Source organism: Romboutsia maritimum (assembly GCF_002251085.2).
Lineage (GTDB): Bacteria > Bacillota > Clostridia > Peptostreptococcales > Peptostreptococcaceae > Romboutsia_B > Romboutsia_B maritimum.
In genome coordinates, this window is the sequence record NZ_NOJZ02000008.1 from 50,870 (window position 1) to 70,417 (window position 19,548).

The 19,548-nt window shown below is 26.6% G+C and carries 21 protein-coding genes and 3 riboswitches; of the genes, 1 reads left to right on the forward strand and 20 read right to left on the reverse strand.

Annotated features, from left to right (window positions below; translation table 11 throughout):
* Nucleotides 1-2: 2 nt before the first annotated feature.
* The 12 genes from CHF27_RS06450 to CHF27_RS06505 all read right to left on the reverse strand — a co-directional run bounded on the left by CHF27_RS06450 (nucleotide 3) and on the right by CHF27_RS06505 (nucleotide 8,400).
* Nucleotides 3-371 (reverse strand): ArsR/SmtB family transcription factor, encoded by a 369-nt coding sequence (locus tag CHF27_RS06450; protein WP_095404459.1) that lies wholly within the window; start codon nucleotides 369-371, stop codon nucleotides 3-5.
* Nucleotides 372-540: 169 nt separating this feature from the next.
* On the reverse strand, nucleotides 541-1,428 hold the full coding sequence (locus tag CHF27_RS06455) for an NAD(P)/FAD-dependent oxidoreductase (RefSeq protein ID WP_095404460.1): 888 nt from the start codon (nucleotides 1,426-1,428) through the stop codon (nucleotides 541-543).
* A gap of 18 nt (nucleotides 1,429-1,446) precedes the next feature.
* The gene (trxA, locus tag CHF27_RS06460; protein ID WP_095404461.1) at nucleotides 1,447-1,764 is read right to left on the reverse strand and encodes a thioredoxin; all 318 of its coding nucleotides are present in this window, start codon (nucleotides 1,762-1,764) and stop codon (nucleotides 1,447-1,449) included.
* Between the two features lie 129 nt (nucleotides 1,765-1,893).
* The gene (locus CHF27_RS06465; protein WP_095404462.1) at nucleotides 1,894-3,132 is read right to left on the reverse strand and encodes a sensor histidine kinase; all 1,239 of its coding nucleotides are present in this window, start codon (nucleotides 3,130-3,132) and stop codon (nucleotides 1,894-1,896) included.
* Nucleotides 3,122-3,793 (reverse strand): response regulator transcription factor, encoded by a 672-nt coding sequence (locus tag CHF27_RS06470; protein ID WP_095404463.1) that lies wholly within the window; start codon nucleotides 3,791-3,793, stop codon nucleotides 3,122-3,124. Before CHF27_RS06470 ends, CHF27_RS06465 begins: the two co-directional genes overlap by 11 nt.
* A gap of 204 nt (nucleotides 3,794-3,997) precedes the next feature.
* Entirely contained in the window at nucleotides 3,998-4,186 is a 189-nt protein-coding gene (locus CHF27_RS06475; RefSeq protein ID WP_095404464.1) for a hypothetical protein, read from the reverse strand.
* Between the two features lie 83 nt (nucleotides 4,187-4,269).
* Nucleotides 4,270-5,091: a hypothetical protein gene (locus CHF27_RS06480; protein ID WP_095404465.1), complete on the reverse strand. Its 822-nt coding sequence runs from the start codon at nucleotides 5,089-5,091 to the stop codon at nucleotides 4,270-4,272.
* Between the two features lie 94 nt (nucleotides 5,092-5,185).
* Nucleotides 5,186-5,797: a DNA-binding protein gene (locus CHF27_RS06485; protein WP_095404466.1), complete on the reverse strand. Its 612-nt coding sequence runs from the start codon at nucleotides 5,795-5,797 to the stop codon at nucleotides 5,186-5,188.
* Nucleotides 5,798-5,899: 102 nt separating this feature from the next.
* Entirely contained in the window at nucleotides 5,900-6,049 is a 150-nt protein-coding gene (locus CHF27_RS06490; RefSeq protein WP_095404467.1) for a Spo0E family sporulation regulatory protein-aspartic acid phosphatase, read from the reverse strand.
* Nucleotides 6,050-6,167: 118 nt separating this feature from the next.
* A complete protein-coding gene (locus CHF27_RS06495; RefSeq protein ID WP_095404468.1) occupies nucleotides 6,168-6,857 on the reverse strand; it encodes a radical SAM protein in 690 nt (229 codons plus the stop codon).
* Between the two features lie 15 nt (nucleotides 6,858-6,872).
* Nucleotides 6,873-7,430 carry an ECF transporter S component gene (locus tag CHF27_RS06500; RefSeq protein ID WP_095404469.1) on the reverse strand — a complete coding sequence of 186 codons (558 nt, stop codon included), beginning with the start codon at nucleotides 7,428-7,430 and terminating at the stop codon, nucleotides 6,873-6,875.
* Nucleotide 7,431: 1 nt separating this feature from the next.
* Complete coding sequence (locus CHF27_RS06505) at nucleotides 7,432-8,400, reverse strand: nucleoside hydrolase (RefSeq protein ID WP_095404470.1); 969 nt, start codon at nucleotides 8,398-8,400, stop codon at nucleotides 7,432-7,434.
* Nucleotides 8,401-8,512: 112 nt separating this feature from the next.
* Nucleotides 8,513-8,556: riboswitch (PreQ1 riboswitch) on the reverse strand.
* Nucleotides 8,557-9,099: 543 nt separating this feature from the next.
* Between CHF27_RS06505 and CHF27_RS06510 the strand changes: the two genes are divergently transcribed.
* The gene (locus CHF27_RS06510; RefSeq protein ID WP_330409764.1) at nucleotides 9,100-10,143 is read left to right on the forward strand and encodes a PTS sugar transporter subunit IIC; all 1,044 of its coding nucleotides are present in this window, start codon (nucleotides 9,100-9,102) and stop codon (nucleotides 10,141-10,143) included.
* 66 nt (nucleotides 10,144-10,209) lie between these two features.
* On the opposite strand, the gene feoB is transcribed toward CHF27_RS06510, so the two are convergent.
* From feoB to CHF27_RS06550, 8 genes are all read right to left on the reverse strand, one after another.
* Complete coding sequence (gene feoB / locus CHF27_RS06515) at nucleotides 10,210-12,255, reverse strand: ferrous iron transport protein B (protein ID WP_243444965.1); 2,046 nt, start codon at nucleotides 12,253-12,255, stop codon at nucleotides 10,210-10,212.
* A 48-nt stretch (nucleotides 12,256-12,303) separates the two neighbouring features.
* Nucleotides 12,304-12,525: a FeoA family protein gene (locus tag CHF27_RS06520; RefSeq protein ID WP_158534731.1), complete on the reverse strand. Its 222-nt coding sequence runs from the start codon at nucleotides 12,523-12,525 to the stop codon at nucleotides 12,304-12,306.
* A 14-nt stretch (nucleotides 12,526-12,539) separates the two neighbouring features.
* The gene (locus CHF27_RS06525) at nucleotides 12,540-12,758 is read right to left on the reverse strand and encodes a FeoA family protein (protein ID WP_095404472.1); all 219 of its coding nucleotides are present in this window, start codon (nucleotides 12,756-12,758) and stop codon (nucleotides 12,540-12,542) included.
* A gap of 2 nt (nucleotides 12,759-12,760) precedes the next feature.
* Nucleotides 12,761-13,024, reverse strand: a complete 264-nt coding sequence (locus tag CHF27_RS06530; protein ID WP_095404473.1) for a hypothetical protein — start codon at nucleotides 13,022-13,024, stop codon at nucleotides 12,761-12,763.
* Between the two features lie 175 nt (nucleotides 13,025-13,199).
* Nucleotides 13,200-14,651, reverse strand: coding sequence for an aminomethyl-transferring glycine dehydrogenase subunit GcvPB (gene gcvPB / locus CHF27_RS06535; RefSeq protein WP_095404474.1), 1,452 nt, complete (start codon nucleotides 14,649-14,651; stop codon nucleotides 13,200-13,202).
* Nucleotides 14,652-17,144, reverse strand: a complete 2,493-nt coding sequence (gene gcvPA, locus CHF27_RS14640) for an aminomethyl-transferring glycine dehydrogenase subunit GcvPA (protein ID WP_095404475.1) — start codon at nucleotides 17,142-17,144, stop codon at nucleotides 14,652-14,654.
* 113 nt (nucleotides 17,145-17,257) lie between these two features.
* A riboswitch (glycine riboswitch) is annotated at nucleotides 17,258-17,340 on the reverse strand.
* A gap of 3 nt (nucleotides 17,341-17,343) precedes the next feature.
* Nucleotides 17,344-17,453, reverse strand: a riboswitch (glycine riboswitch).
* A gap of 74 nt (nucleotides 17,454-17,527) precedes the next feature.
* Nucleotides 17,528-17,860 carry a hypothetical protein gene (locus CHF27_RS06545; protein ID WP_095404476.1) on the reverse strand — a complete coding sequence of 111 codons (333 nt, stop codon included), beginning with the start codon at nucleotides 17,858-17,860 and terminating at the stop codon, nucleotides 17,528-17,530.
* A gap of 121 nt (nucleotides 17,861-17,981) precedes the next feature.
* Nucleotides 17,982-19,373 carry a cation:dicarboxylate symporter family transporter gene (locus tag CHF27_RS06550; protein WP_243444966.1) on the reverse strand — a complete coding sequence of 464 codons (1,392 nt, stop codon included), beginning with the start codon at nucleotides 19,371-19,373 and terminating at the stop codon, nucleotides 17,982-17,984.
* Nucleotides 19,374-19,548: the final 175 nt, after the last annotated feature.

A 19,548-nucleotide genomic window follows, 5' to 3' on the forward strand; every position in this document is an offset into this window, starting at 1 on the left:
TATTATTGCTCCCTTCTTTTACAACATTTTTTCATAGATTTACATCCTACACTACAAGTGACTTTATTTTCTGTAAAATTAGTTATATTTAGAAATTCATTATTTGATTCATCGCTAATAAAATTTAAGAAAGACATACATTTATCAAATACCCCACTATTTATATGGTATAAAACATAATATCCTTCCTTATATCCTGTTATTATCCCAGCTTCTTTTAATATTTTGATATGCTGAGATACAGCTGAATCTGATATTCCTAAATACTTTGATATACCTTTTTGACATATATTTCTTTTAGAAACTAGGATTAATATATTAAGTCTAGTTTCATCACTTAAGGCCTTAAAAATCTTTATTAAACTTTCCATGCTTACCTCTTTTTTACTTAAGCAATTACTTAACTAAATTATAATACTCTTATTTTTTTAAATCAACCTTTATATAAAAATTTTTTTTAATTTTTTATTAAATTTTCAATTAATTTTATTACAAAAAATATGACACCTAATATTATAAGTGTCATATTTCTATACTAATTTATTTCTTATTTTTTAATTTTAGTTTATCTAAATATGATACTGCATTTAAAGCTGCTATTTGACCTTGACCTGCAGATTTTATATAAGAATATGGCTTACCTGCACAATCTCCTGCAGCAAAACATCCTTCTATGCTTGTTTTCATATTAATATCTACTTTAATATGTGGCCCATCAGTTTCAATACCTGGAACTAATGATTTTGGGGATGCACTATCTTTTATTACAAATACTCCATCTACATCTATTTCTTTTTCTTTGAATTCAACTTTATTTACAAGATTATCTCCATGTATTTGAATAGGTCTATCATTTATAACTTCAATAGAAGTCTCTAATTCATCTGATGCTCTCACTAAAGATTCCTTTTTATACATAGGTATAAAATAAGTTTTTGATGCAATTTCACTTAAAAAATTAGCTTCTTCTTTAGACTCCTTATTGTATCCTATTACTGCAACCTTTTTATCTCTATATAAAGGTGCATCACAAGTTGCACAATATCCTACGCCTTTACCTAAAAATTCTTCTTCACCTTTTATAGGTTTTCCATACTCTACTCCAGTTGCTAAAATTACAGTTGTAGCTTCAAACATTTCATCACCTGACATTAAAGCAAAGTATTCTCCCATAGCATAAATACTGTTTATTTTTTTACTTAAAATTTGAATACCCATGCTATCTATATGTTCTTTAAATTTATCTTTTAAGTCTTCTCCACTTATATCATGAAACCCTAGATAGTTATCTATCGATGGAGCTTTTACAAGTTTATTACTTAAATTGTCATTTCCAAATACAATTATATTTTTATTTCTTATTTTTGAATTTATAGCTGCCGAAAGTCCTGCTGGACCACTTCCAACTATAGCTATATCATATCTCATATATTATCACCTATCATTTTATAAATGTGATTGAACTTTATCTTTTATTTTTTCTTTCGGCATAAAACCTATCATTGTATCTACAGGCTTTCCATCTTTAAATATCATCATAGTTGGTACTGTTGATACACGGAACTTTTGAGCTATTTCTAAACTTTGATCTATATCAATTTTCACAAATTTTGCTTCTTCTTCCATTTCTTCTCCTAGTTCTTCAAAAACTGGTGCAAGCATTTTGCAAGGTCCACACCAAGTTGCAAAGAAATCTACAACTACTACTCCACTACTATTTTCCACATCACTTCTAAATTGAGAAGTATTTATAATATTAGCCATTTTTTTACCCTCCTACATATCTTCTACTATATATTATGAATTTTATCAAATATAGTTATTAATTATAAAAATTTGTTATTTTTCTATAGTTAATTATACCCAATATATCACTTACAAATCAAATTTTTATTATTTTCTATTTATTAATTTTCTAGGTATAATGATTTTAAATTTTGTCCCATCTCCTAATATAGATTTAACCTTTAACTTACAGTCTAAATTTAAACTTATCATCTTAGCTATAGAAAGACCTATTCCTGAACCATCTATATCTTGATTTCTCATATTTTCACTTCTAAAAAATCTATCGAATATAAATGGTATTTCTTCTTCTTTTATACCTATACCTGTATCTCTTATATCTATATTAATATTATTATCTTCTTCATTTAAATTAATTTCTATTCTATCATTTTCCTTTGTATATTTAAATGCATTGTCTATAAAAATAAGTATAAGCTGTCTTAGCTTAGATATATCAGTATATATAAATTTATCTTCTATTTCACAAATTAGTTTAAATTCTTTATTTTGAATTTCTGCAATATCAATATAATTATTAGTAATTTCTTGTAAAAGTTCTTCTATATCTACTTTTTCAATATTTAATTTTGTAATATAATCTTCTTTTGTAAGTGAAAGTAAATCACTTATCATTTTTTTTACTCTTCTAGTTTCTTTCATTGCATCTGCTATTGTTTCAACTTCATCATTAACTGTATTGTTTGGTGATTTTAACATACTCTCAAGCTTAGATGATACTATTGAAATAGGAGTTCTTAATTCATGAGAAGCATCTTGTATAAATTTTGCTTGATTATTCCATGCTGTTTCTATAGGTATTAAAGCCTTTTTTGTTAAATATAATGCTATATAATATGTAATTAAAACTGAAAATAATACTCCTATAATTAATACAAACATCAATTGTTTTAAAGAGTTCATTTCAGAGTTAATATTCCTAATTATTTGTATATCATACTTTGATACACTTATGTTTAATTCTCTAAAAGTATATCCTTTTTTAGAATATGTAAAAAAGCTATTTTCCTTATTTTCTTTTTTATTAGGAAGAACCTCGTCAAAGTATCCATTTTGAGTATAATACCTTATTCTATCATTTTCATATACATATACCATATTGCTAGGATCTTTAAGTGTAACTGGATTAAAAAAAGATGTTTTTACAAGCTGAATAGTTATAGACTCTAACTCATCCTCAATCTTACTATCTATACTTTTATATGTAAGCCCTTTAAAATAAATAAAAATAAATATAGAAAATATAATTAAAAAACTTCCTACTACTGCTATATTTATTTTTATTAACCTATTTTTCGTATTAGAAAATACATTTTTATTTATCATCAAACATATATCCTACCTTACGCTTAGTCTTTATATACTTATCATATTCATACTTACTTAATTTTTTTCTTAAATTACTAACATATACTTCAACAATTTCAATTGTTGCATCTGATTCCATTCCCCATACCCTATCATAAATTTGTTCTTTCAATAAAATAGAACCTTTATTTAACAAGAAATACTCTAATAAGTTAAATTGTTTATTTTGAAGATCAATTTCTTCTTCCTTAATAAATACTCTTCTTTTACTAAGATCTAGATGTAAATCTTTAAAGTCCAAACTATTTTTTGCCTGTAATTTTCCATTTGTTCTTAATATAGCATAAACTCTAGCTACTAATTCTTCCATATAAAAAGGCTTTGTTAAATAATCATTAGCTCCTATTGTAAAAGCTTCTACTTTATCATCTAAAGATTCTTTAGCCGTCAATATCAACACAGGAGTATCTATATTATTATTTCTAATATTTGCTAAAATTTCTAATCCTCCTAAGCTCGGTAGCATTAAGTCTAAAACAACTAAATCATATATGTTCTGATTTATCAAATATAAAGCTTCTTCTCCATCTTCACAGCTCTCAATTTCAAAATGATTTTTTAGTTCATTTACAATACTTCTTAAGAGCTTTCTATTATCTTCAACCACTAGTACTTTCATTTTTTCCTCCATATTAAATGCATTACTTTTTATCTATACATAAATTATACAACTTTAACAAGTTAAATTTAAGTATTTATAACATTTTAATGTTAAAAAACTCACCATATTTAAAATATGGTGAGTTTCTTTACTTGTAATTTATATTATATTTTTATATCGTAGATTAATATATTTCACTATTTTTTCATTATTATATCAATTTTAATTTTTTAAATTATTAGAATAATCTTTAATAATTTGTACGAAATTATTTATATTAATTTCATTTGGACTACTATTATTCATTTGATTATAGTACCAATTAGCAAATGTTGGATCAGCTAAAATTTCATTCATTTTTTCAAAATCTAAATTCATATTTTCATTATTTAAATTATCATGTTCATTCATATTACACCACTCCTTAATTGTATATTTATTATTTATCATAACTATACAATTTATACATTTTATATTATATGCACTTAAAAGTGTTATTTATTAATTTTAGCTTTATGAGCTTGAAGATCTATATCTACATTAGCTTTATTATTGATATCATCATATATATATCCTATTAACTTTAAATCTTTTGCATCTTTTGAACTAGTTATTTCGATTTTAGCTTTTTCATTAGATTTTAAAACGTTAGATGATATTGTATGTGTTATTTTTATGTATTCTCCTTTATCATTCAACTCTGCTAATTTTAAAGTCGTATTTCCTAAGTCATTTTGAGATAAATTTTTAACTTTAATTTCATAAGTAAATCCCTCTTTAGATTCATTTATTTTATTTATATCTGATGTATATAAAATTTCATATGGATTACTATTTTCTGTTTTAACATTATTTATTCCCACTTTAACAGTATCTTTATTTAAATCCACAAAAACCCTATCTTCTTTGTAGCTATATTCATATCCTGTTATATTTATATCTTTTGTATATTCTTGAGTTGAAATTTGAGAATATACAACTTTACTTGGATTTAAAGTAATGTCTATTAAATTTTTAGAGTTAGTTATCACATTGTTGTTTTTATCTACTTCATCATAAATTAAACATATTCCTGATACATCAAAACTAGATTTATTAGTTACCTTAATCTGGCTTATAGATTCATCTTTTACCTTTTCTACTTGTAATGCTTCTTTGTAATTTTCCAACTTATTTTCTTTTTTATTTTCTTTTTTATTTTCAAAATTTATATCTTTATTATTATGTTCTTTTGAACAACCAATTAAACTAATACTAAACACTAAAAAAATAATTACTATGATATGTATTTTTGATTTTTTATATATTTTTTTCATCCTAAGCACCTCATAAAATTTACGATACTACTATATAATATTTCACAAAAAAATTGCTAATTTATATGATGTTAATATAAATTATATATTATTTTTACAAAAGATGCTTATATTCCTTCATAAAATTTTTTAATGCTTGTGTTAATATTTCTTTTTTATTAAATTGAGAATTACTACAAAGTCTTTCAAACTCTTCCCATGTTTTTTTATCTATTTTTATAGTAGTAGATTTTGTATCTTCTATATTTGTATCTTCTAAATTAATATCTTTTTTATTAGATATTTTTTTAGACTTTATAGATTTAAAATCTTTTACTTGTAAATACCAATCATATACTTCACATAATTTATCCATGTCTTCTTGAGTCACATTAATTTTTTTATCTTTTTTTACATTGTTATTTTTGTTATTTTTAGTTTTTTTTGTGACTTTCGTAGTATTAACGATTTTATTTTCTTTTACAATTTTCTTTATAGTATTTTTTTTAATATTATTTGTAGTTGTTTCATTTTCAAATTCTTCAAATTTAATTTGATCTACTTTATTTACTAATACATATTTTCCATTTTCACACTTATATCCTCTTTTGTTTAAAAAGCCTCTTAGAGTACTCTTTTTGATTCCTAGTTCTTTTGAAATGTCTTCAAAAGGTACTTCTTTATTTTGAAGCTCTATAAACTTCTGTATTCTATCATTAGCATTCATTTATATTCCTCCGTGATAATTAAGTTACTTATCTATTGTATCATATATTTTAAGCAAAAAAAAAGCTTCCTATCATATAGGAAGTTTTAAATATATTTAAATTTAAATTTTGATATAATTTAATCTTCGAATTTGTTCTTCTACTATTAAATTATCTAAAAGTTGACTAAGTCTTACAACATCATCACTTAATCCTTCTTTTAGATACATCATTTCAAGAACTCGTTTTACTTTATTAATCCTATTAATCACCCTAATTCCCCCTTTTTAGTAAACTAAAAAGTTTTACTCCCCTTTTTTCTGTTTTGTAACAACAACTATTATATTTTATCAGAAATTTTAGTAATATCCAACTATTTTGTGATAATTTTTAATCTCCTACTCCAAAATCTGTATTATTGTATAAAACTTCGATATTTTCATTGTTATTTAAAAACTCATATTTCTCCTTAAACCATGCTACGAGGCTATCATCACGCTCTAATTTAGTCGTATTATTAATAAATATATTAATTGTTGCATGATTAAAGTACTTTAAAACAATTTCCATGTCTTTATCTATCATTTCTTTGGTTTGACCTTTTATACCTACCATCATACAAGGGGAATCAAAATACTTCTTAACATCTTCGGGTGTTTTAAATTTAGCATTTTTATTTAAAAATTTATTTCTAAAATCATAATCAAAGCTTTCTACTCCTATTTTAAATACTATAGGAATTTCAAAATAATCTCTCATTTCCTTTAATCTATTTTTGTAGCACCAATGACTTTCTAAAAATAACTTTTCTATTTTTTTTTCTTTTATTATTTCTTTTATCTTTTCTAAGGTTGCCTTAGGTAGTTCAAAGCAACTACCTGAATTTATAACCTCTAAAACTTTATATTTTCCTGTTATATTTTTTAAAACATCAAAATTTAATTTATTCATTTCATATTCTAATGTAGAGTTATCTTCTATATAATCACAAAATGAACACTTTCCCCATATACAAGGAAATCCTTTTAATAAAACAATTTCTCTTTGATTTTTATTATCTATTTGACTATATCTATCCATTTAATCTCCTTTAGTTTATGATTTAATTGATACTCTAATATTTTTTGGTATGGCATTAACTGATAAACTAACTAATACCACTCCTATAAATTTATCTAAATAATCTGTAAAGAATTGAGTTATAAACACACTTATAACATCTCCTACACCTATTGTTTTTAAAATTTGAACTATATATGATGATCCTGAAGATGTAACACCTCCAAATAAATACGCAGCAATTATGGAACCTATAATTGATGTAGGAAGCGCCACTACAAGTACTCCAAACGGTGTTTTTATACCACTTAAGAAATCTTTATTAAACATAACCCCTGCTAATAAACCAGTTGAAATTTGTACTGGTGCAAAGTATAAAGAATATATGTCAAATGTCATACCACTTACTAAACTACCACAAACACCTGTAATAACCGCATACTTTGGTCCTAATAAAGCTGCTATCATTATAGTTCCTATAGAATCTAAATATATTGGTAACCTTAAGTTTAAAGCAATAAACGCCCCAACTATGTTTAGAGCAATTCCCAAACTTATTAATGTAAGTTTTTTTACTGGAGTTTTAGAATTCATATTATATCACCCCTTCTATTGAGTCTATAATATCTTCATAGCCTTTAAATACTCGCTTTAAAAACATATACATAAATTTTTTCTCGTCTGCATCAGTTAATACGATAGAATTTGGTTCTTTATTATAAAAGTTAAAAGAATCTACTATAGATTGCCCCATAGCTATTCCATCTTCAACTACCTCTGTATATGATTCAAATCCTTGACATATATTTCTATCAATAAAATATGCAACTGCTAATGGATCATTTATAACACATCCTATTATTTTTTCTTGATACCAGTGAAAATCAATATAAAATCTTGTAATTTGTGTTATATACTTAGCCAAATCTTTATCTAGTCTATTTATAAATTCAATAATATTTGGTGTAAGTACAATTTTTCTAGTTACATCTAAACCTACCATATGAATTTTTTTAGATAAGTTCTTGTATACATAATTTGCCGCATGTGGGTCAACCCAATAGTTAAACTCTGCTACTGGTGAACAATTGCCATGAATTCTAAAAGCTCCACCCATAGATACAAATTCATCTAAGTTATTAAAAGCTTCTTTATCTTTCATAATTGCTTTAGCTATATTAGTAAGTGGTCCTAAAGCTATAATAGATACATCTTTATTGTTTTTTAAAGTTTCTATTATAAAATCTACACCGTTACTATTTAACTTTCCATCAGTAACCTTATCATAGTAATTTTCCCCTATACCATCTTCTCCATGGGTATCTTGGGCTGTTACAAGTTCTCTCTTTAATGGATGTTCTTCTCCTATATATACAGGTGTATTTAATGAAGAACACATTTGAAGTGCTTTTAGCGCATTTTCTGCACCTAACTTTGCAGGTACATTACCACTACAAGTAGTAATACCTAATACTTCTAGTTCTGGTGAATTTAATGCTAGAAGTATTGCCAAAGAATCATCAATTCCTGGATCACAATCAATTATTACCTTTCTTTTTTGCATAACAATCTCCTCCTTAATTTGTGGTTAAGGAGAACTACATGACTTTTCTTCCACTTTCTTAGTAATTTTAAAAAGCCATATCTAAGGATATAACTATATACTGCCACTATATAAACCCTTAGTTTTTTATACTTGGAGTTCTCGAACAAGTCCTAATAAATTTATTAGAGTTTTAAAGGATTTTAGACATTTTTTTATTTAAAATGTCTGTTAAATATCAATTAGCGACTTTTATCTATAGCTAAGTGACAATTTTATTTTATCATAATTTTATTTTTAATCCAATAGATTTATGATGGATTTACAATAGCTTTATGATTATTTTACTACTTAATTATATATATTTTTTAAATTTGCTATTTATACATTTTCTATTATTTACTATATGTTATTAAAGAATAATAAAGTTCTATATGGTTATTATAAAACTGTAATCAATAAATTTTTTAAAAATATAATAAATTCACTTAAAATAAGTAAATTTATTATATAAATTTTTTAAATAAAATAATTTATTTTTATTGGTTTTTCAATATTTTTCATTTTTTTCGACATTTTTTTCAAAAAACATATTTACTTTTTTTTATATTTATTTTATAATAATAACTGTTCTAATAAGCGGTTTCGGAAAACGTAACCAAGGAAAACACTACCATAGGTTTTGTTTTTAGAATTTATATCTTATAGGAGGAAATACACATGATAGACATTTTAACAGGTACTGCATTATTATTAGTAGTATTGGCATTATTCACATTATTTAGTTACAAAGCACCATTAGGTATGAAGGCAATGGGTGGACTTGCAAACGCTGCTTGTGCAAGTTTCTTAGTTGAAGCTTTCCACTACTCATTCTTTGGTCAGGTTGCTGGAATCAAATTTTTAGAAAACGTTGGGGCTGCTAACGGTTCTGTAGGTGGTGTGGCTTCTGCTATACTAGTTCCTTTAGCTTTAGGAGTTTCTCCAGTTTATGCTGTATTAGTTGGTTTAACTTGTTTAAACTTCAAGATATTACCAGGATTCATAGCTGGATACTTAATATCTTTCGTTGTAAAATTCTTAGAAAAGAAAGTTCCTGCTGGACTTGATTTAATAGTTATAATAGTTGTTGCAGCACCTTTAACTTACTTTATAGGTGATGTAGCTAGTCCATTAGTTAATGGTACTTTAGCAACTATAGGTTCAGTTTTAACATCAGCTTCAAGTGCTAGCCCAATATTAATGGGTGTAATCCTTGGTGGATTAATAACAGTTGTTGCTACTGCTCCACTTAGTTCAATGGCTTTAACAGCTATGATAGGTTTAACTGGTGCTCCAATGGCAATAGGTGCATTATCAGTATTCGGTTCTTCTTTCATGAACTTCGTATTCTTCTCAAAAATGAAGTTTGGTTCAAAGAAAGACAATATAGCTGTTGCTATAGAACCTTTAACTCAAGCAGACTTAATATCTGCTAACCCAATACCAGTTTATGTTACTAACTTTATAGGTGGTGCTGCATCTGGTGTTTTAATAGCTATGATGGGACTTGTAAATAACTCTCCAGGTACTGCTACTCCAATAGCTGGATTTGCTGTAATGTTTGCTTATAACCCAGCTGTAAAAGTTTTAATAACTGCTGCAGGATGTGCTTTATTAAGTATATTAGCAGGATTTATAGGATATCAAATATTCAAGAACTACAAGATAACAACTGCTGATGTAGTTCGTGGAACTGGAAACAATGATATAGATGCAGCTTAATAATTAAGTTGTTAACAAAAAAGGATGAAACCATTAAAGTTTCATCCTTTTTTTATGTATATAATTTTATGCAAATCCTAATATTAGACCCACTTGATAAACTAGTACTGCTGCTATCCAACCTACAATAAATGTGTATACTGCAGTAAATAAAGTCCACTTCCATGAATTTGTTTCTCTTCTAATTGCTCCTAATGCTACTAAACATGGTGTATATAATAAAGACATTACCATGAAAGACATTGCTGTTAGTGGTGTAAATATTGATTGTATTGAAGCTATTAATGCTGGTCCTTCTTCAACACCTGCATAAATTAATCCCATAGTTCCTACTACTGTTTCTTTAGCTAAAATACCAGTGATAAGTGATATACCTGCTTGCCATGTTCCAAATCCTGCTAATTTAAATATAGGTGCAATAGCTCCTCCTATCATACCAAGTAATGAATCTTCGCTATAACTTTCAGCTCCTAATGGGAAATTAGATAATGCCCATAAAACAACCATTACAGGTAGTATTACTTTACCAGCTTTCTTACAAAATGCTCCAGCTTTATCCCACATTAACATAAATACATTTCTTAATGATGGCATTTTATAACTAGGTAGTTCCATTACAAAATATGATGGTTCTCCTTTAAACAAAGTCTTACTAAATATTTTTCCTGCTATTAAAGCTACTACTAATCCACCTACATAAAGTGAGAAAAGTATTAAAGCTTGATTTTTTTCAAAGAATGCACTTATAAACAACATGTATATTGGTAATCTTGCTCCACAAGAAATAAATGGATTTATAAGAATTGCAATCATTCTATCTTTTTTATTTTCTAATGTTCTTGTTGCCATAATTCCTGGTACATTGCATCCTATACTTACTAACATAGACACAAATGTTTTTCCATGTAATCCTAACGATCTCATTAGTTTATCCATAACATATGCAGCTCTTGCCATATATCCACTATCTTCTAATAATCCTATTAAGAAATACATAACCATTATTAAAGGTAAAAATGCTATTACTGAAGCTAGTCCACCAAATATAGCATCTCCTACAAAACTCGTTAAAATATCTGGTGCTCCAATATTAGTTAAAATTTCAGCTACTTTTTCTCCTAATCCTCCAATAAGTCCATCTGTCCAATCTTGTATACCTGCTCCTATTGTAAAAGTAAGTTGATATAATAAATACATAATACCTGCGAATATTGGTAATCCTAAGAATTTATTTGTTGCTACTTTATCTATCTTGTCAGTTAAACTTTCTTTATTACTAGTTTTTCTAATAACAGTATCCGAAACTATATCTGATATTACAGAATATCTTTCATTTACAATTGCCATTTCTCCTTCAAAACCTAATTCATCTTCTATAATTTTATTACATGTATTAAGTTTTTGTTTAAGCTGTGGATATTTTTCTAAATTAATTTCATTTTTTATATGTTCATCATTTTCTAATAATTTTATAGCTATCCATTTTGACTTAGAAGATGTATTTTTTATATTCATTTCTATTGATTTTGAAAGTTCCTCTATTTGATTATTTATTATATCTCCATAATCAATTTTTATCTTTGATATATTTATAATATCACTTGTACTTGCTTTTATAAGTTCTTCTATACCTTGTTGCTTTAGAGCAACTGTTGGAACAACCTTTACACCTAATTTTTTAGATAATTTTTTTATATCAATAGATATTCCTTTATTATCAGCTTCATCCATCATGTTTAAAGCTATTACTACTTTTGCTCCCATTTCTATTAATTGAAGCGTTAGATATAAGTTCCTTTCAATATTTGTAGCATCTACTACATTTACAACTACATCTGGATTTTCATTCACCACAAAATCTCTTGCTATAATTTCATCTTCTGAATAAGCACCTAAACTATACGTACCAGGTAAATCAATTATTTTATATCCATTTCCTTCATACTTTAAAGTACCTTCCTTTTTTTCTACTGTAACCCCTGGCCAGTTTCCTACATGTTGTCTAGCTTTTGTTAAAATATTAAATAAACTAGTTTTTCCACAGTTAGGATTCCCTGCCAATGCTATTACATCTTCTTTACTTGAATCTTCTACTAATGCCGTTGCTCTCACGCCATCTCCTCCTTGATATAAATATTCATTCTCATCGCAATATTAAAATTAATTTACAACCATAATATTCTTAGCTAGCATATTATCTAATGCAAATCTACTTTCTTCTATTGCAACTATTAAACTTCTACCGTCATTTTTTATTACTTTTACTTTATTTCCAGATACAATGCCTAATTCACTTAGACGTTTTACTAAATCTGATTTTTTAGTAATTGATTTGACCTCTACTATACTTCCTTCTTGAACTAAATTCATTGGAACTACCATAATATCTCTCCTTGTCATCCTTTAATAACCATGGCTTCATTTTTTCTAAGAGTTAACTTATATCCTCTAACTAATATCTCCAATGGGTCACCAAATGGTGCTTTTCCTGTTACAGCTATTTCTACACCTGGTGTTATTCCCATGTCTAAAAGTTTTCTTTTTACTGGACTATCTTTTTGAATACTCTTAACCTTCATCTTGTCTCCAATATTTAATTTGTCTAATGTATTCATAATTACCCCCTATTTTTGTTTAATATTTTATATCCTTTATCGGTTATTTCCCAATCAACCTTATCATTTAATTTTGTACTGCTACATCCACAAGTACATTTTTCACATAATGATTGATCACAGTTTACCTTTCTTATACATTCCATTTTAATTAACTTATCCTTTAAATCTTCTACTATCAATTCTGGTATGTTAAGTTCTTTGGATATAATTCTAGCTGAGAAATTTCCTTTTTTATTAAGACAATCTAAAACTTTGATTAACATATAGTCTGTTTCCTTTCCATTTATTTCTAATAAAAGAATACCATAAATAATTTTCATACGCAACTGATTATTTATTATTTTTGAAAATAATTATCATTAATATTTATATATTTCTCTTAAAAAGCAAAAGACCGCTCCAAAATATAGAATTTTGAAACAGTCTTTTTAAAATTTTTTATTTCCATGTTAAGATAGGTTTTTTAGCGGCTCTTGCTTCATCTATTCTTTTAACAATAGTATCATGAGGTGCACTTTTTAATAATTCTGGTGAATTAACAGCTTCATCAGCTATATTTTTCATAACATCTATAAAATTATCTAGAGTTTCTAAACTTTCAGTTTCCGTTGGTTCTATCATTATAGCTTCATTTATTATTAATGGAAAATAAATTGTTGGAGGATGATATCCATAATCTAACAATCGTTTAGCTACATCCATAGTTTTTATATCATGCGGTTCATTTAAAATTTTTCCAAATACAAATTCATGTTTACATACAGAATCTATTGGTAATTCATAATATTTTTTTAAATTTTCTTTTATATAATTAGCATTAAGCACTGCCATTTGACTAGCTTCTTTTAAACCTTCTTTTCCCATTGTTAAAATATATGAATATGCTTTTACTAATACACCAAAATTCCCATAAAAGTTCTTTATTTTTCCTATTGAATGTGGCTTTTCATAATTTAGTATAAATTTATCATCTTCTTTTTCTATTATTGGAATTGGTAAAAATGGAATTAATTCTTTTTTTACTCCTACAGGACCACTCCCTGGACCTCCTCCTCCATGAGGAGTTGAAAAAGTTTTGTGGAGATTTAAATGAACTACATCAAATCCCATATCTCCTGGTCTTGTTATTCCCATAATTGCATTCATATTTGCTCCATCATAATATAAAAGTCCTCCAGCATCATGTACAAGGCTAGCTATTTCTTCTATATTATGTTCAAATAATCCTAAAGTACTTGGATTAGTAAGCATAAGAGCTGCTACTTCATCATCTAGTACTTCTTTTAATTTTTCTATATTTACTGCTCCATTTTCATCTGAGTCCACTTGAACTACTTTAAACCCTGCCATGTTTGCACTTGCAGGATTAGTTCCATGTGCAGAATCTGGGACTATAACTTTAGTTCTTTTAGTTTCTCCTCTACTCATATGATATGCTTTTATCAGCATTAAACCTGTAAGCTCTCCATGAGAACCTGCTGATGGTTGTAGTGTTACGCTATCCATACCAGTTATTTCACAAAGCATATCTGATAAATTATGCATAAGTTTTAAAGATCCTTGAACTGTGTGTATTGGTTGATAAGGATGTATTTCAGTAAAATTTCTATTTAATGCCATATCTTCATTTAATTTAGGATTATATTTCATTGTGCATGAACCTAATGGATAAAACCCTGTATCTAATCCAAAGTTTTTATTAGATAATAATGTATAATGTCTTACTAAATCTAACTCACTAACTTCTGGTAAATTTAAATGAGTATTTCTTATCATTTTTTTTTCTAACATATCATCTATTTTTATATCATCTATATCAAGCTTTGGAAGTGAATATGCTTTTCTACCTTTTTTAGATATTTCGATTAACAAGCTATTATATTCTTTCATTTACATCCCCTCCATAATACCAACTAACTTATCTATTTCATTTTTACTTCTTTTTTCAGTTACACAAAGTAACATTGAATTTTTTAAATCTTTATAATTATTTTCTAAATTGTATCCTCCTAATATATGATTTTCTAGAAGTTTACTATTAATTTGTTCTACATTTAAATCTGATGAAACTATAAATTCATTAAAGAATTTACCTTTAAACACAGGTTTTAATTTCCCAGTTTTAATTAATTCTTCATATGCGTAATGAGCTTTTTTCATTGATTGACAACAAACTTCTTTAAATCCTTCTTTTCCTAAAGTTGCCATATATATTGAAGCTATTAAAGCATTTAATGCTTGATTTGAGCATATATTTGAAGTAGCTTTTTCTCTTCTAACATGTTGTTCCCTAGCTTGTAGCGTTAAAACATACGCTCTTTTATTTTCACTATCTACACTCTGACCAACTATTCTTCCTGGCATCTTTCTTACAAGTTTTGACTTAGTCGCCATAAAACCTACATATGGTCCACCAAAATTCAAAGAATTTCCTAAAGACTGAGCTTCTCCAACTACTATATCTGCACCTATTTCACCTGGAGTTTTTAGTATTCCTAATGATATAGGGTTTACACTCATAATAAGCATTGCTTTATTTTCATGAGTTATTTTTTCTATTTCCTGCATATGTTCAATTACTCCAAAGAAATTAGGATTTTGTATAAGAACACATGCTGTTTCTTTATCTACATTATCTTTTAATTTATTTATATCTGTAATTCCATATTCATTACAAAAATCTACTTCTACTATTTCACATTCTTTATTTTTCATATATGTTTGTAATACTTTTCTTGTCTCAGGATGAACTGTTTTAGAAATCACTATTTTTTTGCGTCTTGTTTGACCCACTGCCATTATACATGCTTCTGTTGCTGCTGTTGCACCATCATACATAGATGCATTTGCTATTTCCATATCTGTTAAATCTGCTATCATTGATTGAAATTCAAATATTACTTGAAGAGTTCCTTGACTTATTTCTGCTTGATAAGGTGTGTATGCTGTGTAAAATTCACTTCTTGAAGTTATATGTTTTATAAGTGAAGGGATATAATGATCATATGCTCCAGCTCCTAAAAAACAAGTTATTTTATCTAAATTTATATTCTTGTTTGCTAGTTCACTTATTTTTTTAGAAACTTCCATTTCACACTTTGAAGATTCTAAATTTAATTCTTTATTAAGTTTTAGATTTTGTGGTATATCTGAAAATAAATCATCTATAGAGTTAATGCCTATACATTTTAACATTTTATATTTATCTTCATCTGTTGCTGGAATATATGAAAATTCATTATTTGTGTATTCTCTATTTTCTATTTCCATTTTATCTATATCTTTTTTGTAGTTCTTATTATAAAATGGTCTTTTTATAACTTTTGCTTTAACTACTTTTTTTCTAATAGCTATATCTACTTCTTCTCCTAAATCAGAATATTTACCATCTATAAGTGCTAATCCTAATGTTTTATTTAATGTAGGAGAAAAACATCCTGTAGTTACAAATCCTATTACTTCATCCTTTATCTTTACTTCGTATCCATGTCTAGGTATTCCTTTACCTAGCATCTCAAATCCTACTAACTTTCTTTTTATACCATCTTCTTTTTGTTTTAACAGAGCTTCTTTACCTATAAAATTTTCTTTTTCTAATTTAACAAAACAAGATATTCCTCCTTCAAGCGGCGATATCTTATCAGATATTTCATTTCCATAAAGAGGCAAACTAGCTTCAAATCTTAAAGTATCTCTAGCACCTAATCCAATAGGTTTTATTTCATTTTCGCCTTTTATAAGAATTTCATTCCATATTTTAAGTACATCTTCATTTTTACAATAAATTTCAAATCCATCTTCACCTGTATATCCAGTTCTAGATACTATGCATGGTACTTTGCATATTTCTATATCTTTATCAAGCTTAAAAAATTTAACATTACTTAATTTTGTTTGTGTTAGTTTTTGAAGTATTTTTTCTGATTTTGGTCCTTGAATTGCTAATTGTGATGTTTTATCTGATATATCTTTTATATCAACTTTATAATTTGTAGAATTATCTTTTATCCATTTTTCATCCTTTTGAGTATTGCTTGCATTTACAACTAATAAAAATTCATCTTTTCCTAATTTATAAACTAAAAGGTCATCTACTACTCCACCATCTTCATAACACATAGGTGTGTATATTACGTCATTCTCTTTCATTGTAGTTATATCATTAGTTATTATATTTTGTATAAATTTTTCTGATTCATCACCCTTTATAAGTACTTCTCCCATATGAGATACATCAAATAAACCCGCATTATTTCTTACTGCTTCATGCTCTTTTGATATTCCTTCATATTCTAATGGCATTTCCCATCCTGCAAATTCGAAAAATTTTGCTTTAGCTTCTTTATGATCATTATATAAAGCTGTTCTTTTTAACTCACTCACATATACTCCCCCTTCTATTTCCCCATTTTTTATTAAATCTAAAACAACTTAATTTAGTTTTTTTATATAAAAAGAGGATATACAGGCATTATAATAAGTATTGCCCGTATATCCTCTGTTTGTATACCTGAAAGTTTCAATAATTTTCATCATTTTGCTTCTTCGGTGACTTAACTTTTTATAAGTCTTTCCAGAGACCCATCAATTAACGATACATTTGCCTGAAAGTTTCTTTAAAATTTGGCGAACTTTAAATTGCTCCTTCGGCTTCTTTACTTAATTCATAAAGATATCTCTCGTCAATCTCACTTGGAAATATTTAATTTTTCACTTAAAGTATATGAACTTTTTTTATAAAAGTCAATTCAAAAATATTAATATTTTTAATAAAATTTAGATGATTTACACATAAATTGATACATCATATAAGATATAGCTATCATAGCTATTACGTTAACTATATTTGAAATCATTTCAATGCTAACACTATATTTTTTTATAAACATTAGTATTCCATTAATAAAAAATAAACTTCCTACTTTATAGTTCCATCCACTTATCCAATTTATATATCCTTCAGTATCTTTTATTTTATTTATACTTACCATACGATTATTAGATTGTTTAATTATTTTATATTTTCGTATTCTATATCCATCCCTTAACATCATAGCACTACAAATTATAATAATTGTAGCAAGTACTTTTTCAAACATTTTATCCCCCTATCACAATTTTATATTAATTAGTATATATTTTACTATATTTATATTTTATGTGCAATATTGTCATTTTTCTGAGGATAACTTCTGTGCTAATGCTCTACTTTTTTAAATATTAATGTAAATTAACCTTACTAAATTTTTCTTTGTCTACTTTTCCCAAGGAATTAGCAACTGTAATGGCTGTAACACTAGCACCATTTACATTTAACATAGTTCTTCCCATATCTAATATTGGATCTATAGCTATTATTCCTCCTACTAATGGAAAATAACTTCCAAGTCCCATTCCTAATAATACTACTGAAACTGACATTGTTGCAGTTCCTGGAAGTCCAGCTATTCCTAATGAACTTACTGCTATAACTACTAATAACATAAAATAAAAACTTATATCTTTATCTATTCCTACCATATTCGCTACAGTTATAGCCATTAATGCTGGATAAATTCCTGCACATCCATTCATACCCATATTCGCTCCTAAACTAGCAATAAAACTCGATACCCCTTCTTCTACACCATGGTTATTGACTAATGTATCAATCGTTACAGGTAATGTTCCTAAACTTGAGCGAGATGTAAATGCAAGTAGTAAAGCTTCTGTAGCATTTTTAATATAAGTTATAGGATTTAATCCATTCATAGTTATCATTATTAAATGAATTATGAATACTATAATTACTGATATATAAAGTGCAACTATAAATTTCACAACAGATATCATAGATGATAGCCCATTATCTATTATTGTACTTGCAAGTAGTGGTATTACAGCATATGGCATAAACTTAATAACACTCATAGCCACGCTTACTATTATTTTATAAAAAGCTTCTACTAAATTAACAAATGGCTTTATTTCTTCTTTATATTTTTTATTCAATCTCTTAACTGCTATACCTAAGAAAGATGCAAATATTATTACTGCCACTACATTTCCATTTGCCATACTCATTACTGGATTTGAAGGTAATAAACCTCTTAATGTATCTACAAGTGGTACTATTTCTCTAAGTTCATTTCCATTAACCTTACCTAATTCAACTCCCACTCCTAGTTTCATTACATTACCTATAATTATACCTACTATTGCTGCTATAGCTGTCGTAGCTAAAAGCATAATTAATGACCTAAATGTTATTGCTTTTAAATTTTCACCTTCATTCATATTAATTATTACTCTTAATATTGATGCAAACACCATTGGTACAACAAGCATTTTTAATAAGTCCATAAATCCATATCCAAATAAACCGTACCACTTGCTTATTTCTTGTAACCAAGTTACTTTAGAAGGCTCACTCGGAATACCTGCACTAAATTGTATTATAATACCTAATATAAATCCTATAATTGTTGCATAGATTATTCTAGTTGAAAACTTGATTTTTTTCTTTTCAAATATTCTAACTATAAAAAATGTTCCTATAAGAACAAATATATAAATAATTGTTCTTATATCAGTAATCATTAAAAATCCCTTTAAAAATGAACTTTCTCCCATTTTGATTTCCTCCTTATTTATTAAAATAATATTCATATCGTTAATTATCAAAATGATAATTAATATTTTTATATAATATCATTATCATTTTGATAATACAAGTTTTATTTTTATTTTTATAAGAAAAATCCTCAATACAAAAATAAAAACTACATTAATATCTAAATCAATTAAA

Bases quoted from the DNA above. Each gene is read 5' to 3' on its own strand.
- CHF27_RS06450 (WP_095404459.1), bottom strand. From the start codon at position 371: ATGGAAAGTTTAATAAAGATTTTTAAGGCCTTAAGTGATGAAACTAGA.
- CHF27_RS06455 (WP_095404460.1), bottom strand. From the start codon at position 1,428: ATGAGATATGATATAGCTATAGTTGGAAGTGGTCCAGCAGGACTTTCG.
- trxA (WP_095404461.1), bottom strand. From the start codon at position 1,764: ATGGCTAATATTATAAATACTTCTCAATTTAGAAGTGATGTGGAAAAT.
- CHF27_RS06465 (WP_095404462.1), bottom strand. From the start codon at position 3,132: ATGATAAATAAAAATGTATTTTCTAATACGAAAAATAGGTTAATAAAA.
- CHF27_RS06470 (WP_095404463.1), bottom strand. From the start codon at position 3,793: ATGAAAGTACTAGTGGTTGAAGATAATAGAAAGCTCTTAAGAAGTATT.
- CHF27_RS06475 (WP_095404464.1), bottom strand. From the start codon at position 4,186: ATGAATGAACATGATAATTTAAATAATGAAAATATGAATTTAGATTTT.
- CHF27_RS06480 (WP_095404465.1), bottom strand. From the start codon at position 5,091: ATGAAAAAAATATATAAAAAATCAAAAATACATATCATAGTAATTATT.
- CHF27_RS06485 (WP_095404466.1), bottom strand. From the start codon at position 5,797: ATGAATGCTAATGATAGAATACAGAAGTTTATAGAGCTTCAAAATAAA.
- CHF27_RS06495 (WP_095404468.1), bottom strand. From the start codon at position 6,857: ATGGATAGATATAGTCAAATAGATAATAAAAATCAAAGAGAAATTGTT.
- CHF27_RS06500 (WP_095404469.1), bottom strand. From the start codon at position 7,430: ATGAATTCTAAAACTCCAGTAAAAAAACTTACATTAATAAGTTTGGGA.
- CHF27_RS06505 (WP_095404470.1), bottom strand. From the start codon at position 8,400: ATGCAAAAAAGAAAGGTAATAATTGATTGTGATCCAGGAATTGATGAT.
- CHF27_RS06510 (WP_330409764.1), top strand. From the start codon at position 9,100: ATGATAGACATTTTAACAGGTACTGCATTATTATTAGTAGTATTGGCA.
- CHF27_RS06520 (WP_158534731.1), bottom strand. From the start codon at position 12,525: ATGGTAGTTCCAATGAATTTAGTTCAAGAAGGAAGTATAGTAGAGGTC.
- CHF27_RS06525 (WP_095404472.1), bottom strand. From the start codon at position 12,758: ATGAATACATTAGACAAATTAAATATTGGAGACAAGATGAAGGTTAAG.
- CHF27_RS06530 (WP_095404473.1), bottom strand. From the start codon at position 13,024: ATGTTAATCAAAGTTTTAGATTGTCTTAATAAAAAAGGAAATTTCTCA.
- gcvPB (WP_095404474.1), bottom strand. From the start codon at position 14,651: ATGAAAGAATATAATAGCTTGTTAATCGAAATATCTAAAAAAGGTAGA.
- CHF27_RS06545 (WP_095404476.1), bottom strand. From the start codon at position 17,860: ATGTTTGAAAAAGTACTTGCTACAATTATTATAATTTGTAGTGCTATG.
- CHF27_RS06550 (WP_243444966.1), bottom strand. From the start codon at position 19,373: ATGGGAGAAAGTTCATTTTTAAAGGGATTTTTAATGATTACTGATATA.